Genomic DNA, 22,901 nt, shown 5'->3' with positions numbered 1-22,901 from the left:
GCCGTGCGGCCGCGATTCCGCCCTGATCGCGTTGGGAGGCAGCCACAGCGTCGCAGTCAGCGACGAACGCTGATTGCCGCTGCGGGCGGTGAGTTCAACGACCGCGATCCACGAGCCATCACCTCGCCTGACCCAGGCGATTTGTCGTGCGGGCGTCTCGTAGTCGACGCGCAGGCCCCCCCGGATTTGATTCACATGGCCAGCTTGTCGCGGCGAGTGCCCGATGGTGGCAACCAGCTCGTGTTGACGATCGCCGGCCGGTCACAGCGAAACAGCGTCGAATAGCCGTCGATATCCTCCGACGCTTCGAACATGCGTTTGATTATCGCAGCTGTCATACCCGAATGGGACGATCAGGCAACGTCGAACTGTGAGGCACATAAGGAGAACGACTCGATGAGTGGCCGCGCCGAGTACCGCATGCTCGAAAAGTCCGCTGACGCGCTGGTGCTCTCCAAGCCAGGAACGATTCGGTGGGCATCGGGTCATCCCAATGGCCCGCGATCGGCGACATGGGAGGTGATAGGCGCAGCGACTAAGGACGATGTTTACCTCGGAGCGCGCGCGATGATGGGCACGATGAAACTGAGCCTGCACGAATCAAATGTCTGGCGATTAGCACTCACCCAACCCGTCGCACAAAAGTATCTGAAGCCAGGCGAAGACTCCTTGATCACGCGATATACGCCGACCGCGCCGTTGGCACCGGGCTGGCACTACGCCGCGCGCATCTGCACGCCGTCCACCACATTCGGTCCCGCATTCGCCGAAAGCCGACCCAAGGACCGTCAACCAATCATCTTCGTCAAGTCGCCTTACGAGCTGCTGCATCTCGAATATCACGTGTTGCTCGGCGATAGCGACGCGCCGATGGTGAAGATGAGATACACGAGAACAGTGGGCAGAATGACGTTAACGTCGGGCAAGCAGGTGTTGATCACCGCCAGCCTGCGCAAGATGTCTGCAGCTGTTCAGCAGTTCATAAGCGCGGCCCGATCTGCGGGACAAGTACCAGCAGGAGCACATGGATGGGCCGCAGGTGACGGGGATGGCGTCCCCTTCTTCGTCGATGTATCGGTCCCATAGGCGTTGATCTGGCCCATCTTGGGGGTGGGTAGATCACCTGGATGCTCCGCTATACGGCGAGCGCGTCGTTCGACCACTGGCCGGAACCCGTAGCTGCTACTTGCGGCGCTTGTGCTGTCGGAGCTGACGCTCCGCAGCTCGGCGCTCAGCGCGATTGCTCGCGCCATGTGCAGCCGGTGCGCCCGGCGGGGGTTTCGGTAGACCGCCTCGACGGTCACGTCTTCGTCGTCGATCTGGTCGGCTGTCACGTGCGGCCCCTTCATCGCGTTGTGCGCGGTCGTCCAGACGGTGGGACATAGAGCTTGTCGATGTGCTCGACGCTATCCGCCGACTTCCCAAGTGCGACAAGGTAGCTCTTCACAAAATCCACGTCGTACCCGGCGTTCATCAGGATGTCGATCGGCGGGTAGTACTTTGCAGCGAAGAATCTTTCACGCTGGCGCGCGTAGCCGTTGTATCCCGCGCGATGCAGGTCATTCAGCGCATCGGCTATGTCGTCCGGTACGCCTGGGTGCCGCACGCCGGTTGCAGCATCCAGAGCCCTTGTCGCTGCTACCCATCCGGCAACCTCATGCGGGTGGGCTGTTACGACGCCGAACAGCTGTCCCTCTGCCACTCGCAGTCCGAGTTCCAGCAGCTTTAGCGGCGGGTCAACCGCGACGACTGGGCCGCCACGCTCTGGTTGCTTGCCGCGCGCGAGTCCGATGTTCTTGTTGGAGCTGTAGCGCTGGTGGTAGGCCTCGCCACGCACTGATCCGTGCGGTAACAGCAGCGCACGCTGACCCCAGTTCTTCGAGTGCTCGCGGATGTATTCCTCCACAGCGCCGAAGGAATTGCCAAGACCGCTCTCGCTGCCGTCCGACCACACGTTGTCACTTGGTGCCACGTCTGCAAGTGTCCCAGTCGGCACTGACACCTACGACCTTGGCGGTCAGCATCTCCAATTTGGTATGTCGTCGAGCTCGGGAAATTAGATGTGGGCCGCGAACGATCGTAGACAAGGCCATGACCCTACCCGGCTTCGGGATTTGGATGCGCTAAAAGTGTTGGGGCAGAAACCTATTCATCTTCATCAACACGCTTTACTAGCCCGACCTGCAGACTCTCGATGAGCCAGTCGTTGAAGTTGAACTCGCCGAGGCATGGCACTGGCCGGCACGGCCGGCGTCGTGCATGTGCTGCGGTCCTTGCTGGCCGAGACCGACCTGACCATGGCCATCGACGGTTACCGCTCACTGGCGGACTTGACCCCGGACGCGCTGCGCCGCGTCGACGTCTGAGGTCACAGCTCGGCCACTGAGGGGTGGCGCGACAGGCGCTGGGGTGGCGGTTCTGGGACCGTAGGGGAGTGCACCAGACGGTCCTCTCGGAGTTCGACCAGTACCTCGAACTCGAATGCGGCCGTTCCGAGCACACCCGCCGCGCCTACCTCGGCGACCTGCGGTCGTTGGGGGAATTCCTCGGCGACGACGCGACCATCGGCGACCTGGACCTGATGACACTGCGGTCGTGGCTCGCCGAACAGGCCGGCAACGGCGCGGCCCGGACCACGCTGTCCCGTCGGACATCGGCGGTGAAGACCTTCACCGCCTGGGCGGTGCGACGCGGCCTGCTCGAGACCGACCCGGCGGTGCGACTGCAAACCCCCAAGGCCCGTCGTTCCCTGCCCGCCGTCCTCCGTCAAGACCAGGCCGTCGATGCCATGTCCGCAGCGAATTCCGGTGCGGAGCAAGGTGATCCGATGGCCCTGCGGGACCGGCTGATCGTCGAGATGCTGTACGCCACCGGTATCCGCGTCAGCGAGCTGTGCGGCCTGGACATCGACGACGTCGACCAGAGCCGCCGCGTGCTGCGCGTCCTGGGCAAGGGGGACAAGCAGCGCACCGTGCCTTTCGGTGAGCCGGCCTTTCACGCGCTACGGGCCTGGCTGTCCGACGGTCGCCCCGCGCTGGCGGTCGCGATCTCCGGCCCGGCGCTGCTCCTCGGGGCGCGGGGGCGTCGCCTCGACCCGCGCCAGGCGCGGACCGTCGTGCACCAGACGATCTCGGCAGTGGACGGTGCCCCGGACATCGGGCCGCACGGCCTCCGCCACAGCGCGGCCACCCATCTCCTCGAGGGCGGCGCCGACCTGCGCGTGGTTCAGGAGCTGCTGGGGCATTCGTCGCTCGCGACCACTCAGCTCTACACGCACGTGACGGTGGCCCGGTTGCGTGCCGTGCACGATCAGGCCCATCCCCGGGCGTAACTCCCCGCCGAAGCTGAGCTTGTGTGCGAAATTTTCGCAATTTTTGGCACACAAGCTCATGTTCGAGGTGAGGTGAGGGGCTTGAGCCGGATCGGGGTGGTGGCGAGCAGGCCGAGGGGATCGACGTAGTCGGCATCGGACGACGCGCCCCACATCGCGCCCCAGTGCAGGCAACTGCTGCAGCCGGGATGCCCGGCCACCAGCGTGCCGAGGGCACTACCGGCGGCGACGACGGCGCCGGGACGTACCGCGGCACGCACCGGCTCATAGCTGGTGCGCAGCCCGCCGGGATGCGCGACCGACACCACAGGCCGGCCCGCGAGCTCCCCGGCGAACACCACCGTGCCGGGAGCTGCGGCATACACCGGCTGACCGGCCGAACCAGCCAGGTCGACGCCGCGATGCCCGCGCTGCCAATTGGGTTGCGGTGCGTCGAATGTGCGCACGACGGCCGGCCGCGGCCGCAACGGCCAGTCCAGTCGGCCGTCGGTGGCGTGCGCCACGCCGGTCGAGCAGACCGCGGCGATCACCACCAGCAGGACGATGCGCATCACCCCAGTTCAGCGCGTCGGCGCCGGCTTCGGTAGCCCGAGAACCCCGATCTGTGGATAACCAGCGCTCTGTGGACAAGAGCACCCTGCAAAGCGTGTAAACTTCCCCCTGCAATCCGCATTCGTGGGTTGACTTCGCGCGCCTGCACAGCGGCTCGATCTCGGGTCGCAATCGCATGCCGGGCGGTCCCACCTCGGACAACCGAGTTGGGTCCGGCACGCAGCAGGCGTCAGGGTCCGGCATCACCCGATACCGGACGACAACCGAAACAAGTGAGGCACAACCATGGCCGTAGTGACCATGCGGCAGCTGCTGGATAGCGGCGCGCACTTCGGGCACCAGACCCGACGCTGGAACCCCAAGATGAAGCGGTTCATCTTCACCGACCGCAACGGCATCTACATCATCGACCTGCAGCAGACGCTGACCTACATCGACAAGGCGTACGAGTTCGTCAAGGAGACCGTCGCCCACGGCGGCACCGTGCTCTTCGTCGGTACCAAGAAGCAGGCCCAGGAGTCCATCGCTGACGAGGCCACCCGAGTCGGCATGCCCTACGTGAACCAGCGCTGGCTGGGCGGCATGCTCACCAACTTCTCGACCGTCCACAAGCGCCTGCAGCGCCTGAAGGAACTCGAGTCGATGGAGCAGACCGGTGGCTTCGAGGGTCGCACCAAGAAGGAAATCCTCATGCTGACGCGTGAGAAGAACAAGCTCGAGCGCAGCCTCGGCGGTATTCGGGACATGCAGAAGGTTCCGTCGGCCATCTGGGTCGTCGACACCAACAAGGAGCACCTGGCCGTCAGTGAGGCCATCAAGCTCGGTATCCCGGTCCTCGCGATCCTGGACACCAACTGCGACCCCGACCAGGTCAACTACCCGATCCCGGGTAACGACGACGCCATCCGCAGCGCAGCGCTGCTGACCAAGGTGATCGCTTCCGCGGTTGCCGAGGGTCTGCAGGCCCGCTCGGGTGCCAAGACCGAGGCCGAAGGCGCCGAGCCGCTCGCCGAGTGGGAGCAGGAACTGCTCGCCGGAGCTACGACAGGAACCGAGACCGCGTCTTCTCCGGAAGCCGCCACCGAAACCACCACCACAGAAAGCTGAGATGGCTAACTACACCGCTGCTGACGTAAAGCGACTGCGGGAGCTCACCGGCTCCGGCATGCTCGACTGCAAGAACGCACTGGTTGAGACCGAGGGTGACTTCGACAAGGCCGTCGAGGTGCTGCGCATCAAGGGTGCCAAGGACGTCGGCAAGCGCGCGGAGCGCGCCACCGCCGAGGGCCTGGTCGCCGCCAAGGACGGCGCCCTGATCGAGCTGAACTCCGAGACTGACTTCGTCGCCAAGAACGCCGAATTCCAGGCTCTCGCGGATCAGATCCTCACCGCTGCTGTCGCGGCCAAGGCCAACGACGTGGAGACCCTCAAGGCCGCCACCGTCGACGGCACCACCGTCGAGCAGCTGGTCGCGGACCTGTCCGCGAAGATCGGCGAGAAGCTAGAACTGCGTCGTGCCGCCTACTTCGACGGCACCGTCGAGACCTACCTGCACAAGCGTGCCGCGGATCTGCCGCCGGCCGTGGGCGTGCTGGTCGAGTACAACGGTGCTTCGGAAGAGGCCGCTCACGCCGTCGCGCTGCAGATCGCCGCGCTGAAGGCCAAGTACCTCACTCGTGAGGACGTGCCCGCCGACCTGGTCGCCAACGAGCGTCGCATCGCCGAGGAGACCGCCAAGGAAGAGGGCAAGCCCGAGGCCGCGCTGTCGAAGATCGTCGAAGGCCGCGTCACCGGCTTCTACAAGGACGTCGTGCTGCTGGACCAGCCGTCGGTGTCCGACAACAAGAAGACCGTGAAGGCGCTGCTGGACGAGGCCGGCGTCACCGTGACCCGCTTCGTGCGGTTCGAGGTCGGCCAGCAGTAAGAACTTGAGCAGCCCACCCGTTGCTCTCTGACAAAACCCCGCGCACAAACCCGGCGATCCCGGAGTGCGCGGGGTTTTGCTTTGTCCGGGTCAGGGCCGGGGGAGCTTGCGATGCAACGGATTCGCGGTCACCGGCGCGCGACGGCGGCTCGCAGGCAGGCTTCCGACGACACCGGGGCGGTCGGCCGTGGCGCGGGTGGCGTCCTGGATCCGCATCCCCGGCGAGCTGCCGGCACCTAGCGCCGGCGCTCCGATTCGGCGTTTGGCCTGGCTGCGGCAGCTCGGGCAGGGGACGTCGTCGGGCACGACGGCCATCGGATGCTGTTCGGTGAAGTCCGGGCAACCCTGTCCACACCGGAATAAGTAGGTAGGCACAACGACACCATAAGCCCTCTGCGTCAACGTCATCCGGATGTAACTTGCCCGAACCGCAGACGAGACACCCTCACTATTGAATACTTCCATTCGGAAGCAAGTGTTTGTGTCGCTAGGAGGGTCACCGTGCCGGAACTGCTGTTCCCCTTGGATTCAACGAAGAAGTTCACCGACCAACAGCTCGTCGGCCACAACCGATGGCACCCGGACATCCCGCCGGCGGTCACCGTCAAGCCGGGGGACAGCTTCCGGGCGCATTGCCGGGAGTGGTTCGACGGCGCCATCCGCAATGACGACTCCGCCGAGGACATCCTCAACGCCCCGCTCAAGGGCGTGCACTGCCTGTCCGGACCGTTCGCGATCGAGGGCGCCGAACCGGGTGACCTGCTGATCGTCGACATCCTCGACGTCGGCCCGATTCCGCAGGAAGACTCGGGGCCGCTGGCGGGACAGGGCTGGGGGTACACCGGCATCTTCGCCAAACAGAACGGTGGCGGATTCCTCACAGATCAGTTCCCCGATGCCTACAAGGCGATTTGGGACTTCTCCGGCCAGACGGCGACCTCACGGCACGTGCCCCGGGTGAAGTACACCGGCATCGTGCATCCCGGCCTGATGGGCACCGCACCGTCGGCGGCCCTGCTGGCCAAGTGGAATGCCCGCGAGGGTGCGTTGATCGCCACCGATCCCGACCGCGTGCCGCCGCTGGCATTGCCACCCGAGCCGCAGGACGCGATCCTCGGTTCGTTGCAGGGCGACGCCTTCGCCAAAGCGGCCGCCGAGGCGGCCCGTACTGCGCCACCGCGCGAGAACGGCGGAAACCAGGACATCAAGAACCTCACCAAGGGCAGCCGGGTGTTCTATCCGGTGTTCGTCCCCGGTGCGAACCTGTCGTTCGGCGATCTGCACTTCTCGCAGGGCGACGGCGAGATCACGTTCTGTGGGGCCATTGAGATGGGCGGGTTCATGGACCTGCACGTCGATCTGATCAAGGGGGGCATGGACACCTACGGCGTGCATGAGAACGCAATATTCATGCCGGGCAACACCGACCCGCAGTACTCGGAATGGCTCGCCTTCTCCGGCACCTCGGTGACACTCGATGGCGAGCAGAAGTACCTCGACTCGGATCTGGCTTACCAGCGCGCCTGTCTGCACGCGATCGACTACCTCACGAAATTCGGGTACAGCCCGGAGCAGGCCTATCTGCTGCTCGGGTCCGCCCCTATCGAGGGGCGGCTCTCCGGAGTGGTGGACATCCCGAATTCCTGTGCGACGGTGTACATCCCGACGGCCATCTTCGACTTCCCGGTGGCGCCGTCGGCGTCCGGGCCGTACCAGATCGATCCCGGTATGGGCGCGCCGCACGCCAGCTTTTGATCCCGCAGCCGACAGCCAGTTCCTCGATTTGCTTGGGGGACTGGCTGTTTGGTGGGTTCAGTCAGCCGCGGAGATCCGCTGGGCAGGCCGGCACCTGTAGGGCGCTCAAGAGTTCGGTCAGCGTGTCTGCCGGCAGTGAGCTTGCCGTGCACAGCGCGGTCAGCTGCTCGGACTTGCCCAGCCGCTCGCGAATCTGGCGGTACAACGAACCGCCCCGGCGGGTCTGGTAGACCAACACCCGTCGGCGATCCACCACATCGGCCTTGCGCAGCACCAGATTGTCGTCGACCATCCCGTCGACGAGCCGCGTCAGACTGGGTCCGGGCAACAATGTCGCCTCGGCCAACGCGGTCATCGGCTTTCCGACACCGCCCTCGAGCGCGGCCAGCACGTGCCACTGACGCACCGTCAAACCGGCCAGCTGCTCGGTCACGACGCGGTCGAGTTCGAAGGCGACCGACTTCACCAATCGAGCGAGTTCCTCGATGGTGTCGGCACGGCCGCTGGGCTTGATGTCCATGGTGGCGCCCAGCCTACCGCGATCGGAGCTGTCGTCTCGCCGTGAAACAGCGCTGATCGGCAGGTATGTTCAAATGAATTCTGGTCACCCGGGCGATGGACGTCGTGGTCGTCGCGATCGGTGTGGCGTAGCTGGGTCGGTGTCCCGAGGTGAGGTGATGGTGGATCCGAGTTTTGCGACGATTCCCGTGCGCGCCGACCGGGATGTGGTCGATATCGCGCTCGTGGTGCCGTTGAGCGGGCCGGCCGGGATGTTCGGACCTTCGTGCGAGGCAAGCGCCGAGCTGGCCGCCGAGGACATCAACGCGGCCGGCGGCATCCTGGACCGGCCGGTCCGGATTCATCCGGTCGATGCCGGGGCGCCATTGAGTGATCTGGCCGACGAGCTGGGCCGCCTGGTTGCCCAGGAGCGGATCGACGCCGTGGTGGGGTGGCACCTGTCGAATGCGCGGCGGGTCATCACCCCGCAGACGGCCGGACGGGTGCCCTATGTGTACACCACCTTCTATGAGGGCGGGGAGAGCACCGACGGTGTGTACATGGTGGGGGAAACCCCAGAGCAGCAACTGTTTCCGGCGTTGACGTGGTTGCGCGAGCACCTCGGGCTGAAACGCTGGTGCATCGTCGGAAACGATTACATCTGGCCCCGGCAGACAGCCCGAGTGACCAAGGAGTACATGTGGCGATCGGGCTTCGAATTCGTCGGTGAAGCCTTCGTTCCCTTGGGCGGGCGGGATTTTCGGCCGATGCTCGACGTCATCCGCAGCTCGGAGGCCGACGGTGTGTTGGTGTTGATGGTGGGTGCGGACAACGCGGCATTCAATCGCGCGTTCGCCAGAGCTGGTCTGGACCAGAGTGTCGTCCGCCTGTCGCTGATGATCGGTGAGGACGTGTTGTGCGCCAGCGGACGTGGGGCTACCACCGGCCTGTACACGGCATGCGGCTATTTCGAGAGCCTGCCCACCGAGGTGAACATGGGGTTCGGCTCGCACTATCAACAGCGGTTCGGCGGCGCGGCCCCGGCGTTGAACAACATCGGTGAATCCTGTTATGAGGGACTGTTGTTGCTGACGGCGTTGGCGCAGACGGCCCGCAGCCTGGAGGTGGCCGCGATCGACCGGGCGCGCTCCAATGTCGCGTACCAGGGGCCGCGCGGTGAGGTGGTCATGCGTGGTGCTCATACCCGTCAACCGGTGTACCTCGCCAGCGCCGACGAACTCGAATTCAACGTGATCGTCGAGCTGACTCCATGACCGACGGTCATGACCCCGTCCGGCCAAGCGGGCGGGGTCATGACGGTTCATCAGCTCGACTGTGGTGTCGTGGCGGTTTTCAGTAGATCCACGCTCACCGAATCGTCGTATTCCTCCTTCTTGCACATGTCATGGCAGTCCTTGGTCAGGGTGCAGGTCAGCGAGGACACGGTGCCGTGATGAAAAGGACAGTCGTGCACCATATCCGGCAGCTCGTACCGCTTCTGGTCGACCACGTCCAGCAGTGTCTGGCCCGCCCACAGCGGCTCCTTCTCGATCTCCTCGCGAAGCGGATTGCGCCGCGCCAGGTAGTACTTGCCCTTGGTCGCGATACAGATCACCGGGGAGAGCACGAACGCCAACGTCAGTGCCAGGTACGGCGACCAGGCCGCGAGGAAATCACCGAAAGCGTGATAGAAGGCCATGATCGAGAACACCGAACCCACCAGCATGGAGACGAATCCGACCGGATTGATGCTGTAGAGATAGGCACGCTTGAATTCGACGTAGGACGGGCTGAGCTTGAGCAGCGGCTTGTTGATCACCAGGTCGGCGACGATCGCGCCGACCCAGGCGATCGCGACGTTGGAGTAGAACCCCAGGATGGTGTTGAGCACGGTGAACATGTCGCTGAGCATGAGCGCCAGCGCGATGGCGATGTGCAGACCGAGGTACACCACCCGGCCTGGGTGCACGTGCAGAACCCGGCTGAAGAAGTTCGACCACGACAACGAGCCCGAGTATGCGTTGGTGACATTGATCTTCACCTGGGACAGCAACACCATCAGCGTCGCCAGTGCGAGGGCGGCGACGTCGCTGTGGATGACCGAACCGAACCCGCCGAGGAACTGCTCGATGGGTTCTGTCGCGGCGGCGAATCCGACCTTGCCCGCGACGTAGAAGGCCAGGAAGGCGCCGCAAATCTGTTTGGCCGCACCGAGGATCACCCAGCCGGGTCCGGCCGCGAGGACCGCGCCCCACCATCGCAGTGGCGGTGTTTCCGACTTCTCGGGCATGAAGCGCAGATAGTCGACCTGCTCACCGATCTGGGCGATGAGCGACAGTGCCACGCCGGCACCCGCACCGACTCCGATAGCGGTCACCTGCTCACTACCGCCATTGCCTGCCCAGCTCAGGAACCCGTGGAAGCCTGCGGGATCCGCGGTCGCGATGAAGGCGATCGGAGCGACGAACAGGATCAGCCACAACGGCTGGGTCCAGAGTTGAAACTTCGCCAGCGCTGTCATGCCGTAGAGCACGAGCGGAATGATGATCAGCGAGCCGATGATGTAGCCGACCGCCAGTGGAAGGCCGAACGCCAATCTCATCGCCTGCGCCATGATCGCGCCCTCGAGCGCAAAGAAGATGAAGCAGAAGCTGGCGTAGATGAGGCTGGTCAGGGTCGAACCGAAGTACCCGAAACCGGCTCCGCGAGTGAGCAAATCCATGTCGATGTTGTATTTGGCGGCGTAGTAGGCGATCGGGATGCCGGTCAGAAAGATGGTGACGGCGGCAACCAGGATCGCGACGACTGCGTTGGCCGCACCGTGGGTGACGGCGATCGAGGCCCCGATGGAGTAGTCCGCGAGATAGGCGATGCCGCCCAGGGCGGCCACGGCACACGCCATCGGTGACCATTTACGAAAAGACTTGGGCGCGTAGCGAAGTGAGAAGTCCTCGATGTTGTCTTGGCTTGCCCAGGTGGCGAGGCGGGACCACGGGCCGACGCGCGCCCCGGCTATCGGATGGTCCTGAACTTCGTCTATGGATTGCTCGGTAGTCATGAAGCATGTCCTGTCGAATCCGTCGTAATCGCCAGTGCTGCAAGGCATCAGGCAAACAGGTCGAATGCGGGCGCCGATGACCGGACCGGTCCGCGACCTGTAGCAGCCGGGTCGGACGAAAGCTAACACCAATTACTTCCATATGGCACTAGTTCAAATGGAAAGTTACGCCGGGGAAACTAGGCGTTTACGCAGCGCGTTCAATGGTGCGTGAAGTCGGTGTCCGGACTCACAACGTGAAATCTGGGGGTAAGGCAGACTGGCGGTACTGCTTGGTACCGTGGGTGCTATGACACGCATCAGCACATTCGGTGACGACGCCCTCGGTGACCTCGACGCGGTCGGTGTCGCCGACGCGATCCGCGGCGGTGCGGTGTCGGCGGTCGAGGTGGTGCAGGCGGCGATCGCCCGTACCGAGAAGGCGCAGCCCGAACTGGGTGGCATGTCGTACGAAGCGTTCGAGCAGGCAGTCGAGAAGGCAAGCGCACCACGACCGTTCGGAGGCTTCTTCGACGGTGTGCCGACGTTCATCAAGGACAACGTCGCGGTCCGCGGCTGGCCGACCATGCAAGGCGCCGACGCGTGGACGCCCAGGCCGATGCCGGCGGACGGGGATTGGGCGCGCCTGTATCTGTCGACAGGGCTGGTGGCGCTCGGCAAGTCGCAGTTGTCGGAGTTCGGCTTCAGCGCCTCGGCGGAGCACCCTCGTCTCGGCCCGGTGCGCAATCCGTGGGACACCGCGGTGACTGCGGGCGCGTCGTCGTCCGGGTCGGGCGCCTTCGTCGCGGCCGGCGTGGTGCCCATCGCGCACGCGAACGACGGTGGCGGTTCCATCCGAATTCCGGCTTCCTGCAACGGATTGGTCGGTCTCAAGCCCACGCGTGGCCGGCTGCCGCTGGACCGCGAGACCCGGATGCCGTTGCAGATCGTCGCCAATGGTGTCCTGACCCGCAGTGTCCGGGATACCGCGGCGTTCTACCGGGAGGCCGAGCGCGTCTACCGGAACCCGAAACTGCCGGCGATCGGCGACGTCACCGCGCCCGGGCAGCGCCGGCTACGCATCGCCGTGTGCACCAGCTCGATCGGCCGCGACGCCAGCCCCGAGATCCGGGAGCTGACCATGCAGACCGCGGCCCGGTTGGAACAGCTCGGCCACCGGGTCACCGAGATCGGCAACCCGGCGCCGGAGCGGTTCCGCGACGACTTCCTCTTGTATTGGGCCTTCCTGGCCTTCGCTTTGGTCCGCGGCGGAAAACACACCTTCGGGCCCAGCTTCGACCGCGCCAAGCTGGACAACCTGACCCTGGGGCTGGAACGGAAGGCGGCCCGCAACCTGCATCGGGTGCCGGCCGCCATCGCCCGGCTGGCCGCGTCGCGGCGCATCCCGGCGCGGCTGGCCCGAGACTATGACGTGGTGCTGACCCCGACCCTCAGCGAGGTCACGCCGCCGATCGGACACCTGGACCCGACCGCCGACTACGACCAGATCATCTCGCGACTGATCGACTGGGTCGGCTTCACGCCGCTGCAGAATGCCAGCGGAGCGCCGGCGGTTTCGCTGCCACTGACCCAGTCCGCCTCCGGATTGCCCGTCGGCATGATGTTCGGCGCGGCAGCGGGGCAGGAGGCCACGCTGCTGGCCTTGGCTTTCGAGCTCGAGCGGGAGATCGGATGGCCGTCGCTCGCGGCGCGCTGACCGTGCGCGGCGGACGGCGGCTACTTTTGCAGTAAGGAAGCAGCGCCAACGGCCGCCTCGCCGGCCAGCCAGCCTTATGCTGTCTCACAGGTTGCGTCAATTGGGGGTGTGCATGACTGTCGGGCCCGAGGATGGGGCGCAGAGGCAGCCGTGGAAAGCGTCGGCGCCAGGTACTGGGCCCGACCCCGTCCCGGGGGCCGGACCGAGCATGCCGCCGGCCGATCCCACGCCGAATCCGACTCCGGCATTTCAGCCGAGTCCGCTACCGGAAGATCCCCAGGGTTCGGTCCGCTGGCAGGACCCGGCCACTGCCAAGCCGAGGCAGCCGACCATCGGCGAGGCACGGGCCCGAGACAAGGCGCAGAAGGCGCGCGAAGCCGAAGAAGAGATCGAGCGGGTGAAGGCCGAGAAGGCCCGCAAGCGCGCGGCCACCGGCAAGAAAGTCCTGATCGGTTCGGCGGTCGGCGTCGGTGTGGTGGCTGTCGTCGCCGCCGGCTATGCGATCTTCCACCGCGACGATCAGATCAGCGCGTCATGCGTCAAGGACGGCAGCAACGAAGTGGTGCCGGACAGTTACTGCAGCAGCGGCACGAACTACGGCGGCGGCAGCACGTTCTTGTATATGGGATCGCCGTACCGCTACTACTACGGCGGCTCCAACAGTGGCGTCGGCAGCATCGCGCGCGGGGGCACCCTGACTCTGCCGAAAGGCACTACGGCCACCACGAAATCCGGCACCTCCATCTCGAAGTCCGGCTCATCGGTGTCGCGCGGCGGCTTCGGTTCGTCGAGCCACGGAAGCTCCGGAAGCTGATGCGGCGCGAACGTCACGCCCCGCGGCCGGGGTGGCAGCAGATCATTGCCGGTCAGGGCATGTGCTTCGACACCCCTGCCACCGATGCGCACGGTAATGCCCGCCCATACTGGGACGAGTCGGTGCATTACGTGTTCGACATGGACGAGGTGCTCTCGATCGAGGCCTCGGTCGAGGTGCTGCACTCGATGTGCCTGGAAGCCGTAGAGAACATCGTGCTGACCGAGCGCTACCGCGACTTCGGGTTGCCGGAGTGGAGCTGGCCGCACATCGAAAAGTCTTGGCGGCGTAGCGATCCGCACCTGTACGGCCGCTTCGATCTGCGCTACGACGGCAGTCGGCCGCCGGTGCTGCTGGAGTACAACGCCGATACCCCGACGTCGCTGCTCGAAGCCGCGATCCTGCAGTGGTACTGGAAGACCGACGTCTTTCCCGCCGACGACCAGTGGAACTCGCTGCACGAGAAACTGGTGGAACGGTGGAAGGAGATCCAGGATCAGTTGCCCGGCAGCGAAGCCCACTTCACCTGGTCGTCGGCCGACACCAGCGGCGAGGACAACGTGACGCTGGCCTACCTGCAGGAGTGCGCCGCCGAGGCCGGACTGCACACCGTGGGCCTGGCCATCGAGCAACTGGGCTGGGACAGGGATCTGAATCGGTTCGTCGACCTGGAAGAGGCGCCGATCACGACGCTGTTCAAGCTCTATCCCTGGGAATGGGTCCTCGATGACGAATTCGGCAAGTACGCAGCCGAATCCCTGCCCGAGACCATGTGGATCGAGCCGCTGTGGAAGTCGCTGCTGAGCAACAAGGCCATCCTGGCGGTGTTGTGGGAGATGTACCCGGGGCACCCGAATCTGTTGCCGGCGTACATCGATGACCCGCATGAGCTGACCGAATACGTCCGCAAGCCCAAGCTGGGGCGTGAGGGCGCGAACGTCACGATCGTCGGCGCCGGATACGAAACGCAGACCGGCGGCGTGTACGGCGAAGAGGGCTACGTCTACCAGTTGCTCGACCCACTACCGCAATTCGACGACATGCGCCCCGCGTTGGGCGCGTGGATCGTCGGCGACGAATCGGCTGGACTCGGTATCCGAGAGACCTCGGGTCTGGTCACCGACAACGGCGCAGCCTTTGTGCCCCATCGCATCCCGCAGTGACCGGAAGGAAACGAACTTCATGACCCTCACCGCACTTGGCAACGACTACTGGTCGATCGTCGGGCATGGCGCATCGGCGATCGCGCTGTACGCGATCGTCGGCGGTGCGCTGATGATCCTCGGCTTCTTCGTGATCGACTGGACCACGCCGGGGCCGCTGCGTGAACTGGTGCGCACCGGCCGGCCCAACGCCGCGGCGGTGGCCGCCTCTGGCGTGGTGTCGATGGCCTTCATCGTGGTGCTCGCCATCTACAGCTCGTCGGGTGACCTGGCGAGCGGCCTGATCAAGACCGTGGTCTTCGGCCTCGTCGGCATTGCCGCGCAGGCACTTTCGGTGCGCCTGATCGGCGCCGTCAAGGGTCTCGACATCGGCGAGATGCTCCACGAGGAGAAGTTCTCCCCGGTCGTGCTCGATGTGGCGGCCTCGTATCTGGCGTTCGGCCTGATCGTCGCTGCCGCGATTCTCTGATCGCCGCTATTCGGGCGGTACCAGGCTGGTCAGCGTGTCGCGGAACTGCCGGCGCTGGGTCGGGCTCAGGTCGGCCAGCAGGGCGTCCTCGGCTGCGCGGATTCCGGCGACGGTCTTGCCCAGCAGGGTGCGGCCGGACCGGGTCAGTTCGGTGGGCCGGGACCGTCCGGCGGCGACGGTCGACGGCCGGGTGATCAGCTCGCGGTCCTGCAGCGCACGCACCACGATGTTCATCGCCTGTGGCGATACCCCGACGAACCGTGCCATCTCGGCGTTGGACATGCCGGGGCGGTTGTCCACCATCCGCAGGCAGACGAACTGCGGGAACGTCAGGCCAAGCGGGTCAAGAACATTGGTGGTGATCTCGGCGCGCAGCGCACTGGCGACTCGGTTGAGCAGATAGCCCAGGGGAGCGTCTTCACCTTCGAACATGTCAACTATATTGACATATATCAACAGCATTGATAAACCGGAGGTATGACCAGACCGACTGATGCCATGTTCGAAAGCGCGTACCGCGGCGAGGCTCCCGAGATGGGCGCCCGGCCACCATGGAGCATCGGAACGCCACAACCCGAGATCGCCGCGCTGATCGAAGCGGGCAAGGTGCACGGCGAAGTACTCGATGCCGGCTGCGGCGAGGCCGCCACCGCGATCTACCTGGCCGAGCGCGGCTTCACCACGGTCGGCCTGGACCAGTCGGCCACCGCCATCGAACTGGCCCGCGACGAAGCCGCCCGGCGCGGCGCGCACAGCGCCAGCTTCGAGGTCGCCGACATCAGTGACTTCACCGGATACGACGGCCGCTTCGACACCATCATCGACAGCACGCTGTTCCACTCCATGCCCGTCGAGCTCCGCGACGGCTACCAGCGCTCGATCGTGCGGGCAGCCGCGCCTGGCGCCACCTACATCGTCCTCGTCTTCGACCGCGGCGGCATGCCCGCCGGCCCGGCCAACCCGGTGACCGAGGACGAGCTGCGCGATGTCGTCGGCAAGTACTGGGTGATCGACGACATCTCCCCGGCCCGTATTCACGGCAACATGCCGGCGGGCTTCGCGGCGCCCGGCGCCGACTCGGCACCCGGCGCAGGCTTCGCCGCTCTCGACGTGAGGGACGAGCCGAGCGGACTCAAACCGGTTCGCGCGTGGTTGTTGCAGGCGCACCTGGGTTAGTCCGCACGCCGTCGGGTTCCACCCTCCTTGCCTCCGGCCCGATCGTCATGAGGCAGGATGGAGCCGCTGCCGATCGCGGGGGCAGCTGTGACGTGTGGGGACCGAAGGAGTCTGATGGCCAGCCCAGACAACGAGGCAGACAACGGTGGCCAGGGTTTGATCCGGCCGGCTTATCAGCGGGTGCTGCTCAAGCTCGGTGGCGAGATGTTCGGTGGCGGTGCGGTGGGTCTGGACCCCGATGTCGTCGCTCTGGTCGCCCGGCAGATCGCCGAGGTGGTCCGGGCCGGCGCCCAGGTTGCGGTCGTCATCGGTGGCGGCAACTTCTTCCGCGGTGCGCAGTTGCAGCAGCGCGGTATGGAGCGCACCCGCAGCGACTACATGGGCATGCTCGGCACCGTGATGAACAGCCTTGCGCTGCAGGACTTCCTGCAGAAGGAAGGCATCGACACCCGCGTGCAGACCGCCATCACCATGGGGCAGGTCGCCGAGCCGTACATCCCGCTGCGCGCACGCCGGCACCTGGAGAAGGGTCGCGTGGTCATCTTCGGCGCCGGCATGGGCCTGCCGTACTTCTCCACCGACACCACCGCCGCGCAGCGCGCGCTGGAGATCGGTGCCGAGGTCGTCCTGATGGCCAAGGCCGTCGACGGTGTGTTCACCGCGGACCCGCGCCAGGTGCCCGACGCCCAGATGATCACCAGCATCACCCATCGCGAGGTGTTGGAACGCGACCTCAAGGTCGCCGATGCCACCGCGTTCAGCCTGTGCATGGACAATGGCATGCCGATGCTGGTCTTCAATCTGCTGACCGAAGGCAACATCGCGCGCGCGGTCGCGGGTGAGAAGATCGGAACGCTGGTCTCCAGCTAGGGCTGGGTGGCCGGGCGAGGCACGGGCGAAGATGTCCGGGGCGAGCGGTAGCGACGGGAGAAGATGAAGTGATCGAGGAAACCCTCTTCGATGCCGAAGAGAAGATGGACAAGGCCGTCGCGGTGGCCCGTGATGACCTGGGGTCGATCCGGACCGGCCGGGCCAACCCCGGCATGTTCAACCGGATCAACATCGAGTACTACGGCTCGATGACGCCCATCACCCAGCTGGCGAGCATCAACGTCCCCGAGGCGCGCATGGTGGTCATCAAGCCCTATGAGGCCAACCAGCTCAGGGCCATCGAGGACTCCATCCGGAACTCGGACCTCGGCGTCAACCCGAGCAACGACGGCAGCATCATCCGCATCTCCATCCCGCAGCTGACCGAGGAACGCCGCAAGGAACTCGTCAAGCAGGCCAAGAGCAAGGGCGAGGACGCCAAGGTGTCGGTGCGCAACATCCGTCGAAAGGCGATGGACGAGCTGTCCCGGATCAAGAAGGACGGCGAGGCCGGCGAGGACGAAGTCGCGCGCGCCGAAAAGGATCTGGACAAGACCACCGCCACCTACACGACTCAGATCGACGAGTTGGTCAAGCACAAGGAAGGCGAGCTGCTGGAGGTCTGACGACCTTCCAGCTGTCCGCATCCACACAGTCGTGGCCACCGAAACCGCCCCCACCGGGGAGCCCAAGAAGTCCTCGCGCGCCGGGCGCAACCTGCCCGCCGCCATCTCCGTCGGCGCCCTCCTGGGCGGCACCGTCATCGCCACCCTGCTGTTCGTCCCGCAGCTGTGGGTGGCACTGGTGGCGCTCGCCGTCGCCCTGGCCACCCACGAGGTGGTGCGCCGGCTGCGCGAAGGCGGTTACGCCGTCCCGGTGATTCCGCTGCTGATCGGTGGGCAGGCGATGATCTGGCTGACCGTGCCCTTCCGGGAAGCCGGGGCGCTGGGTGCGTTCGGCGCCACGGTCGCGCTGTGCCTGATCTGGCGGCTGCTGTCGGGCGGTCTGAAAGCCGCGCCGGTCAACTACACGCGCGACGTCTCGGTGACGATCTTCCTGGCCGCCTGGGTGCCGCTGTTCGGCGCCTTCACGGCGCTGCTCATCTACCCGCACCAGGGCGGCTACCACGAAGGCGCCATGCAGGTGTTCTGCATGATGCTGGGCGTCGTGGCCTCCGATATCGGCGGTTACACCGCGGGCGTGCTGTTCGGCAAGCACCCGATGGTGCCGGCGATCAGCCCGAAGAAGTCCTGGGAGGGCTTCAGCGGATCACTGGTGTTCAGCATCATCGTCTCGGTGCTGTCGGTGCACTACCTGGCCGACCGGCCGCTGTGGGTCGGCGTGCCGCTCGGCATCATGCTCGTCATCACCGGCACTCTGGGCGACCTGGTCGAATCGCAGGTCAAACGGGACCTCGGGATCAAGGACATGGGCACTCTGCTGCCTGGTCACGGCGGTCTGATGGACCGGATCGATTCGATTCTGCCGTCTGCAGTGGCGGCGTGGCTGGTGCTGGAGTTGCTGGCCTGACGGTCCGCGCCACGGCGCGCGAATTGAGCCAGCAGGCCAGCGCGCCGAGCACCAGGCCGACCACTACACCGAGGTCGGGCCGCTGGCCCAGCAGCAGCCAGGACAGCACGCCGGCGATCGCCGGGATGACGGCGAACAGCATGGCCACCGCGGCGGCGCCGTAGTGATCGATCGCCCGCACGTACAGCGTCATGCACAACGTGGCGTTGAACAGCACCACTGCGCCGACCGCGAGGACGGCGGTGTGCAGGTTGGTCACGGTCCACGGCATGACGGCGGCCAGGACCGCCACGGGAAGCAATGACGCCGCGTTCTGCAGCGCCGCGGTGGCGCGGAAATCCACGCCACGGCAGAACCGCTGCTGATAGACACCGCCTGCGGCCAGGGCCAGCAGCGAGATGACCAGCAGCACGATCACCGCGTCGACCCCGCCGACCATCAGCAGCCGCTGGGCACACGCGGCGAGCACCGCCAGCGCACCCAGGACCAGCGCGACGACGCGCATCGGCGTCAGCCGTTCGCCCAGGAACACGGCAGCGAGCAGGGCCGTGGCGACGGGGTTCATCGAGATGACCACGGCGCCCAGCACCGCGGGAGCGCCGTGCATCAGTGCCAGGTACAGGCAGATGAATTGCACGGCCTGGGTGAGCAGACCACTGATCACCACGTGCACCAGCCGGGTACCAGTGGGCCATTTCACATGCGCCGCCAGTGCCCACGTGGTCAGGATCGCGGCCGCCAGGCCGAACCGGAAGACCAGCGTCGCCATGGGGGTCAGGGCCGAAACGGCAAGGGCGCCAATGGGATAACCCAATGCGTAGACGAAGGCCAGAAGCGACGCGGGGCGGGGTGGCATGGGGCCATGGTGAGTGGTCGGCGGCGCCAGGTCCAATGATTTTCGTCCGCAGGGGCGAGTCGGTGCGATACTGAAGCCCGTTATGGCCGTTTCCCTTCCTCTGGTTTTCGAAGCACCGCGCCGCGGCATGCCGCCGCGGCACCTTGCCGACCTCGACGCCGACGGCCGCGCCTCGGCCGTCGCCGAGCTGGGATTGCCGAAATTCCGGGCCAAGCAGCTGGCCAATCAGTACTACGGCCGGCTGATCGCCGACCCGCACGAGATGACCGATCTGCCCGCCGCGGTGCGCGATCAGGTGGCCTCGGCGCTGTTCCCCGACCTCATCTCGCCGGTGAAACAGATCCAGTGCGACGCGGGGGAGACGCGCAAGACCCTGTGGCGCGCGGTCGACGGCACGACGTTCGAGTCGGTCCTGATGCGCTACCCGCAGCGCAACACCGTCTGCATCTCGTCGCAGGCCGGCTGTGGCATGGCCTGCCCGTTCTGCGCCACCGGACAGGGCGGTCTGCAGCGCAACCTGTCGACCGCCGAAATCCTGGAGCAGGTGCGCGCGGCGTCGGCCGCGATGCGTAACGAGCACGACGGCCGGCTGTCCAACATCGTCTTCATGGGCATGGGGGAGCCGCTGGCCAACTACAACCGGGTGGTGGCCGCCGTCCGCCGGATCACCGCAGCACCGCCGGAGGGTTTCGGTATCAGTGCCCGCTCGGTGACGGTCTCGACCGTCGGGCTGGCGCCGGCGATCCGCAAACTCGCCGACGAGAAGCTCGGTGTGACGCTGGCGCTGTCACTGCACACCCCCGACGACGAGTTGCGTGACACCCTGGTGCCGGTCAACAACCGGTGGAAGGTCTCCGAAGTCCTCGACGCCGCACGGTATTACGCCGACGTGACCGGTCGCCGGGTGTCGGTGGAGTATGCACTGATCCGCGATGTCAACGATCAGCCTTGGCGGGCAGACCTTTTGGGCAAGAAGCTGCGTAACAAGCTGGGCCCGTTGGTGCACGTGAACCTGATCCCCTTGAACCCGACCCCGGGCAGCGAGTGGGACGCGAGTCCGAAGCCCGTCGAGCGGGAGTTCGTGCGTCGGGTGCAGGCCGCCGGTGTGTCATGCACAGTGCGCGACACCCGCGGTCGTGAAATCGCCGCTGCGTGTGGCCAATTGGCGGCTGAAGGCTAGCTGCTCGGCTCGCGCAGGCCGACGGCATGGCGCAGTTGCGCCAGCAGCTGGTCGGTGTCGTCACTGCGGACCAGGTAATGCGATATCGCGATCCGGATGGCGGTGGCCGCCTTCAGTTCGGCGTTCGGTCCGGAGAGCAGTTTCTGCAGGCGGTTCCGCATGATCGGGAGGACGTTCGGCAGCTGGGCGAGCACGACTTCGGGTTCGATGTCGATGACTCGCACACCGGAATAGGTCTTCTGGTACCGCACGATGAATTGCAGTGCGGCATCGAGCTTTTCGTTGCCCCGCAGCCCTTCGGTGGCCGCGCTCATGCCGTCGACGAACAATTCGCGTTCGTACCGCCCGAATGATTCGAGCAGCGCCTCCTTGGAAGCGAACCAGCGGTACAGCGTGGGGCGGGAAACCCCCGCCTGCATCGCGACCTCGGACAGGCTGAGCTTGGCTTGTCCCTGACGGGCAAGCACTTCCGCGGTCGCCACCAGGATTCGGCTCGGGGTCGAGGCGTCCTCGACGGAGCCGCCCTCGGGGATCGCGGTACTGTCCACGATACCGATGGTACTACCCGGTAACTTAGTCGACGGTTCCGGTGAGCCCGAGTTCGGCCAGCGCCTTGCGGGTGGAATCTGCCAGTGCCGCTTTGGTGTTCGTCTCGCCCGGTTCCCACGCGGTGACCGTCACGATCATCGACGTCGGGGTCTGGCACAACACCAGGAACAGGTGACCATTGAGTCGTTCGAGGTCCACCGGCGTCAGTCCCGGTTCGACCAGGCGGGCGTGGAAATTGTCGGCGTCGGTGCCGTCGGGCCGGTTGAACGCGGGGGGGAACAGGCCCAGGTTCGAGCAGCCGATGGGCTTGCCGACCTTGAGCACCATCTTCTCCAGCCGTCGCACCGCGAACTTCGGCACCAGGGGAGTGAGTGGAAGGGGCGTGAGCATCATCCGGGTCCACTCGTCGACACCGGCGAGTTCGTGCTTGATCTCGCCCCGCAGTTCGCTCAGGTCGGTGCTGACCTTCTCGGGGTCCGCCATCACGGTGATGGTGCTGAGCGCGTTGCCCCGGGTGTCGCCCTCGGTGCGGATGTTGACGGGGAACGAGAGCATGGCTCGGCCGTCGTCGCCCAGTCGTCCCACCACCTGCCCGACCCGGGCGCCGAGGGCGGCGAACAGCACATTGCTGGTCCCGCCAAGGGCTTTCGCGCGCTGGTGCCACTCGTCGATATCGATGTGGATGGTGACGAACGGCGGCGTCACCGGCGTGGTGATCCCGCTGGACACCGCCGCCGTCACCGATTTGGCCGACGCCGCCAGGTCGCCCTTCTGATCGCGGGCGATCTTGGCGGCCCCGACCACGGCCGTGAACCAACTGGGTACCGAGCGCATTGTCTGGCGGAGATCTTCGCGCAGGGCCTCGCGTCGGGTCCGGGATGCGGGTATCGGGTAGCCGAGGTCGCGGGGTTCGCCGTTGACCGCGTCGGCGACGGCTTCGGCGATGGCCAGGCCGTCCCCGACGGTGTGCGACACCACGAGCGACACGGCCGCGCCGCCGCCTTCGAGCTGCTGCACGCCGAGGTGCCACGGTGGGCCATGCTCCGGGTCCACCGGAATGTAGCCGCGTTCGTTGACCCAGTCGTTCAACTCGGCGACGGGCCGTGTCCCGGTGCCGATGTCGAGACCGAGCGGTCCGGTCGAGCGGACCCACCGGTGCCGCCCGAACGGCAGCGGCGACCGTTCGATCCGGCGGCCCAACAGGCCGCCGCTACCCAGATTGCGGTGCAGGCGACGCAGGCCATCCAGGTCGACAGGATGTTCGTAGATCCAGGTGTATTGGATGAGCGGGCCGCGGCCCAGCGCCCGTAAGCCGGTGAAGGAGGCTTGGTCTCCCAGATCGATTGTGTTGTCGGCTACGGCCATGGCGCGAATGTTACCGAGCCCACAAACTTTCGCTTCGCGAGCCTGTGCGTTGTCTGGCAGAAGCTGATCTGGTGAATCTGCCGGACGGGACTCGCGCGCTATGATGGATTGAGAA

The 22,901-nt window shown here is 65.9% G+C and carries 25 protein-coding genes and 1 pseudogene; 16 read left to right on the top strand and 10 right to left on the bottom strand.

Going from position 1 to position 22,901, the window contains the following annotated elements; translation table 11 throughout:
• Nucleotides 1–191: 191 nt before the first annotated feature.
• Nucleotides 192–314, bottom strand: a complete 123-nt coding sequence (locus ACNO8X_RS19495; protein ID WP_418002332.1) for a hypothetical protein — start codon at nt 312–314, stop codon at nt 192–194.
• Here ACNO8X_RS19495 and ACNO8X_RS19490 point away from each other — a divergent pair.
• Nucleotides 313–1,086 (top strand): hypothetical protein, encoded by a 774-nt coding sequence (locus ACNO8X_RS19490; RefSeq protein ID WP_418002331.1) that lies wholly within the window; start codon nt 313–315, stop codon nt 1,084–1,086. The two genes, ACNO8X_RS19495 and ACNO8X_RS19490, sit on opposite strands and share 2 nt — an antisense overlap.
• Before the next feature lie 259 nt (nt 1,087–1,345).
• Here ACNO8X_RS19490 and ACNO8X_RS19485 read toward each other — a convergent pair whose 3' ends face one another.
• Complete coding sequence (locus ACNO8X_RS19485) at nt 1,346–1,972, bottom strand: hypothetical protein (protein WP_418002330.1); 627 nt, start codon at nt 1,970–1,972, stop codon at nt 1,346–1,348.
• 253 nt (nt 1,973–2,225) lie between these two features.
• On the opposite strand from ACNO8X_RS19485, the pseudogene ACNO8X_RS19480 reads away from it, so the two are divergent.
• Together ACNO8X_RS19480 and ACNO8X_RS19475 are read left to right on the top strand one after the other, a co-directional pair.
• Nucleotides 2,226–2,366: pseudogene (locus ACNO8X_RS19480) on the top strand (alpha-hydroxy-acid oxidizing protein); the annotation flags it as partial.
• Between the two features lie 68 nt (nt 2,367–2,434).
• A complete protein-coding gene (locus tag ACNO8X_RS19475; protein WP_418002329.1) occupies nt 2,435–3,331 on the top strand; it encodes a tyrosine recombinase XerC in 897 nt (298 codons plus the stop codon).
• 56 nt (nt 3,332–3,387) lie between these two features.
• On the opposite strand, the gene ACNO8X_RS19470 is transcribed toward ACNO8X_RS19475, so the two are convergent.
• Nucleotides 3,388–3,882 (bottom strand): M23 family metallopeptidase, encoded by a 495-nt coding sequence (locus tag ACNO8X_RS19470; RefSeq protein ID WP_418002328.1) that lies wholly within the window; start codon nt 3,880–3,882, stop codon nt 3,388–3,390.
• Nucleotides 3,883–4,168: 286 nt separating this feature from the next.
• On the opposite strand from ACNO8X_RS19470, the gene rpsB reads away from it, so the two are divergent.
• Both rpsB and tsf read left to right on the top strand, forming a co-directional pair.
• Complete coding sequence (rpsB, locus tag ACNO8X_RS19465; RefSeq protein WP_418002327.1) at nt 4,169–4,990, top strand: 30S ribosomal protein S2; 822 nt, start codon at nt 4,169–4,171, stop codon at nt 4,988–4,990.
• 1 nt (nt 4,991) lies between these two features.
• Entirely contained in the window at nt 4,992–5,807 is an 816-nt protein-coding gene (tsf, locus tag ACNO8X_RS19460; RefSeq protein ID WP_043393608.1) for a translation elongation factor Ts, read from the top strand.
• A 90-nt stretch (nt 5,808–5,897) separates the two neighbouring features.
• Here tsf and ACNO8X_RS19455 read toward each other — a convergent pair whose 3' ends face one another.
• Complete coding sequence (locus tag ACNO8X_RS19455; RefSeq protein ID WP_418002326.1) at nt 5,898–6,182, bottom strand: FmdB family zinc ribbon protein; 285 nt, start codon at nt 6,180–6,182, stop codon at nt 5,898–5,900.
• Nucleotides 6,183–6,308: 126 nt separating this feature from the next.
• Between ACNO8X_RS19455 and fmdA the strand changes: the two genes are divergently transcribed.
• Nucleotides 6,309–7,562, top strand: coding sequence for a formamidase (gene fmdA, locus ACNO8X_RS19450; protein ID WP_043393610.1), 1,254 nt, complete (start codon nt 6,309–6,311; stop codon nt 7,560–7,562).
• Nucleotides 7,563–7,623: 61 nt separating this feature from the next.
• Here the strand turns inward: fmdA and ACNO8X_RS19445 are convergent, their stop codons facing one another.
• The gene (locus ACNO8X_RS19445; RefSeq protein WP_418002325.1) at nt 7,624–8,082 is read right to left on the bottom strand and encodes a MarR family winged helix-turn-helix transcriptional regulator; all 459 of its coding nucleotides are present in this window, start codon (nt 8,080–8,082) and stop codon (nt 7,624–7,626) included.
• A 157-nt stretch (nt 8,083–8,239) separates the two neighbouring features.
• On the opposite strand from ACNO8X_RS19445, the gene ACNO8X_RS19440 reads away from it, so the two are divergent.
• The gene (locus ACNO8X_RS19440) at nt 8,240–9,334 is read left to right on the top strand and encodes a substrate-binding domain-containing protein (protein WP_418002324.1); all 1,095 of its coding nucleotides are present in this window, start codon (nt 8,240–8,242) and stop codon (nt 9,332–9,334) included.
• Between the two features lie 50 nt (nt 9,335–9,384).
• Here ACNO8X_RS19440 and ACNO8X_RS19435 read toward each other — a convergent pair whose 3' ends face one another.
• Nucleotides 9,385–11,118, bottom strand: coding sequence for a purine-cytosine permease family protein (locus tag ACNO8X_RS19435; protein WP_418002323.1), 1,734 nt, complete (start codon nt 11,116–11,118; stop codon nt 9,385–9,387).
• Between the two features lie 289 nt (nt 11,119–11,407).
• Here ACNO8X_RS19435 and ACNO8X_RS19430 point away from each other — a divergent pair, with 289 nt between their 5' ends.
• The 4 genes from ACNO8X_RS19430 (at nt 11,408) to ACNO8X_RS19415 (ending at nt 15,260) form a co-directional block, all read left to right on the top strand.
• Entirely contained in the window at nt 11,408–12,814 is a 1,407-nt protein-coding gene (locus tag ACNO8X_RS19430; RefSeq protein WP_418002322.1) for an amidase, read from the top strand.
• Between the two features lie 208 nt (nt 12,815–13,022).
• Entirely contained in the window at nt 13,023–13,628 is a 606-nt protein-coding gene (locus ACNO8X_RS19425) for a hypothetical protein (RefSeq protein WP_418005962.1), read from the top strand.
• Nucleotides 13,628–14,791, top strand: coding sequence for a glutathionylspermidine synthase family protein (locus ACNO8X_RS19420; protein WP_418002321.1), 1,164 nt, complete (start codon nt 13,628–13,630; stop codon nt 14,789–14,791). The genes ACNO8X_RS19425 and ACNO8X_RS19420 overlap by 1 nt, the downstream gene beginning before the upstream one ends.
• A 19-nt stretch (nt 14,792–14,810) precedes the next feature.
• On the top strand, nt 14,811–15,260 hold the full coding sequence (locus ACNO8X_RS19415) for a DUF350 domain-containing protein (protein ID WP_418002320.1): 450 nt from the start codon (nt 14,811–14,813) through the stop codon (nt 15,258–15,260).
• Nucleotides 15,261–15,266: 6 nt separating this feature from the next.
• Here the strand turns inward: ACNO8X_RS19415 and ACNO8X_RS19410 are convergent, their stop codons facing one another.
• Nucleotides 15,267–15,692, bottom strand: coding sequence for a MarR family winged helix-turn-helix transcriptional regulator (locus ACNO8X_RS19410; protein ID WP_418002319.1), 426 nt, complete (start codon nt 15,690–15,692; stop codon nt 15,267–15,269).
• Nucleotides 15,693–15,737: 45 nt separating this feature from the next.
• Between ACNO8X_RS19410 and ACNO8X_RS19405 the strand changes: the two genes are divergently transcribed.
• The 4 genes from ACNO8X_RS19405 (at nt 15,738) to ACNO8X_RS19390 (ending at nt 18,836) form a co-directional block, all read left to right on the top strand.
• Complete coding sequence (locus tag ACNO8X_RS19405) at nt 15,738–16,436, top strand: class I SAM-dependent methyltransferase (protein ID WP_418002318.1); 699 nt, start codon at nt 15,738–15,740, stop codon at nt 16,434–16,436.
• 114 nt (nt 16,437–16,550) lie between these two features.
• Entirely contained in the window at nt 16,551–17,306 is a 756-nt protein-coding gene (gene pyrH, locus ACNO8X_RS19400; RefSeq protein WP_418002317.1) for a UMP kinase, read from the top strand.
• A 68-nt stretch (nt 17,307–17,374) separates the two neighbouring features.
• The gene (gene frr, locus ACNO8X_RS19395) at nt 17,375–17,932 is read left to right on the top strand and encodes a ribosome recycling factor (RefSeq protein WP_418002316.1); all 558 of its coding nucleotides are present in this window, start codon (nt 17,375–17,377) and stop codon (nt 17,930–17,932) included.
• 31 nt (nt 17,933–17,963) lie between these two features.
• A complete protein-coding gene (locus ACNO8X_RS19390) occupies nt 17,964–18,836 on the top strand; it encodes a phosphatidate cytidylyltransferase (protein ID WP_418002315.1) in 873 nt (290 codons plus the stop codon).
• Here the strand turns inward: ACNO8X_RS19390 and ACNO8X_RS19385 are convergent.
• Nucleotides 18,727–19,692, bottom strand: a complete 966-nt coding sequence (locus ACNO8X_RS19385) for a DMT family transporter (RefSeq protein WP_418002314.1) — start codon at nt 19,690–19,692, stop codon at nt 18,727–18,729. The two genes, ACNO8X_RS19390 and ACNO8X_RS19385, sit on opposite strands and share 110 nt — an antisense overlap.
• An 82-nt stretch (nt 19,693–19,774) precedes the next feature.
• Here ACNO8X_RS19385 and rlmN point away from each other — a divergent pair, with 82 nt between their 5' ends.
• Nucleotides 19,775–20,872: a 23S rRNA (adenine(2503)-C(2))-methyltransferase RlmN gene (gene rlmN / locus ACNO8X_RS19380; RefSeq protein ID WP_043393645.1), complete on the top strand. Its 1,098-nt coding sequence runs from the start codon at nt 19,775–19,777 to the stop codon at nt 20,870–20,872.
• Here the strand turns inward: rlmN and ACNO8X_RS19375 are convergent.
• Together ACNO8X_RS19375 and ACNO8X_RS19370 are read right to left on the bottom strand one after the other, a co-directional pair.
• Nucleotides 20,869–21,420, bottom strand: a complete 552-nt coding sequence (locus tag ACNO8X_RS19375) for a TetR/AcrR family transcriptional regulator (RefSeq protein WP_418002313.1) — start codon at nt 21,418–21,420, stop codon at nt 20,869–20,871. The genes rlmN and ACNO8X_RS19375 overlap by 4 nt on opposite strands.
• 25 nt (nt 21,421–21,445) lie before the next feature.
• The gene (locus ACNO8X_RS19370) at nt 21,446–22,786 is read right to left on the bottom strand and encodes a hypothetical protein (protein WP_418002312.1); all 1,341 of its coding nucleotides are present in this window, start codon (nt 22,784–22,786) and stop codon (nt 21,446–21,448) included.
• Between the last annotated feature and the right edge of the window lie 115 nt (nt 22,787–22,901).

Source organism: Mycobacterium sp. PDNC021, assembly GCF_048282635.1.
Taxonomy (GTDB): domain Bacteria; phylum Actinomycetota; class Actinomycetes; order Mycobacteriales; family Mycobacteriaceae; genus Mycobacterium; species Mycobacterium llatzerense.
The sequence above is the reverse complement of the archived record's forward strand: the minus strand, read 5'-3'. Positions and strand labels throughout refer to the sequence as shown.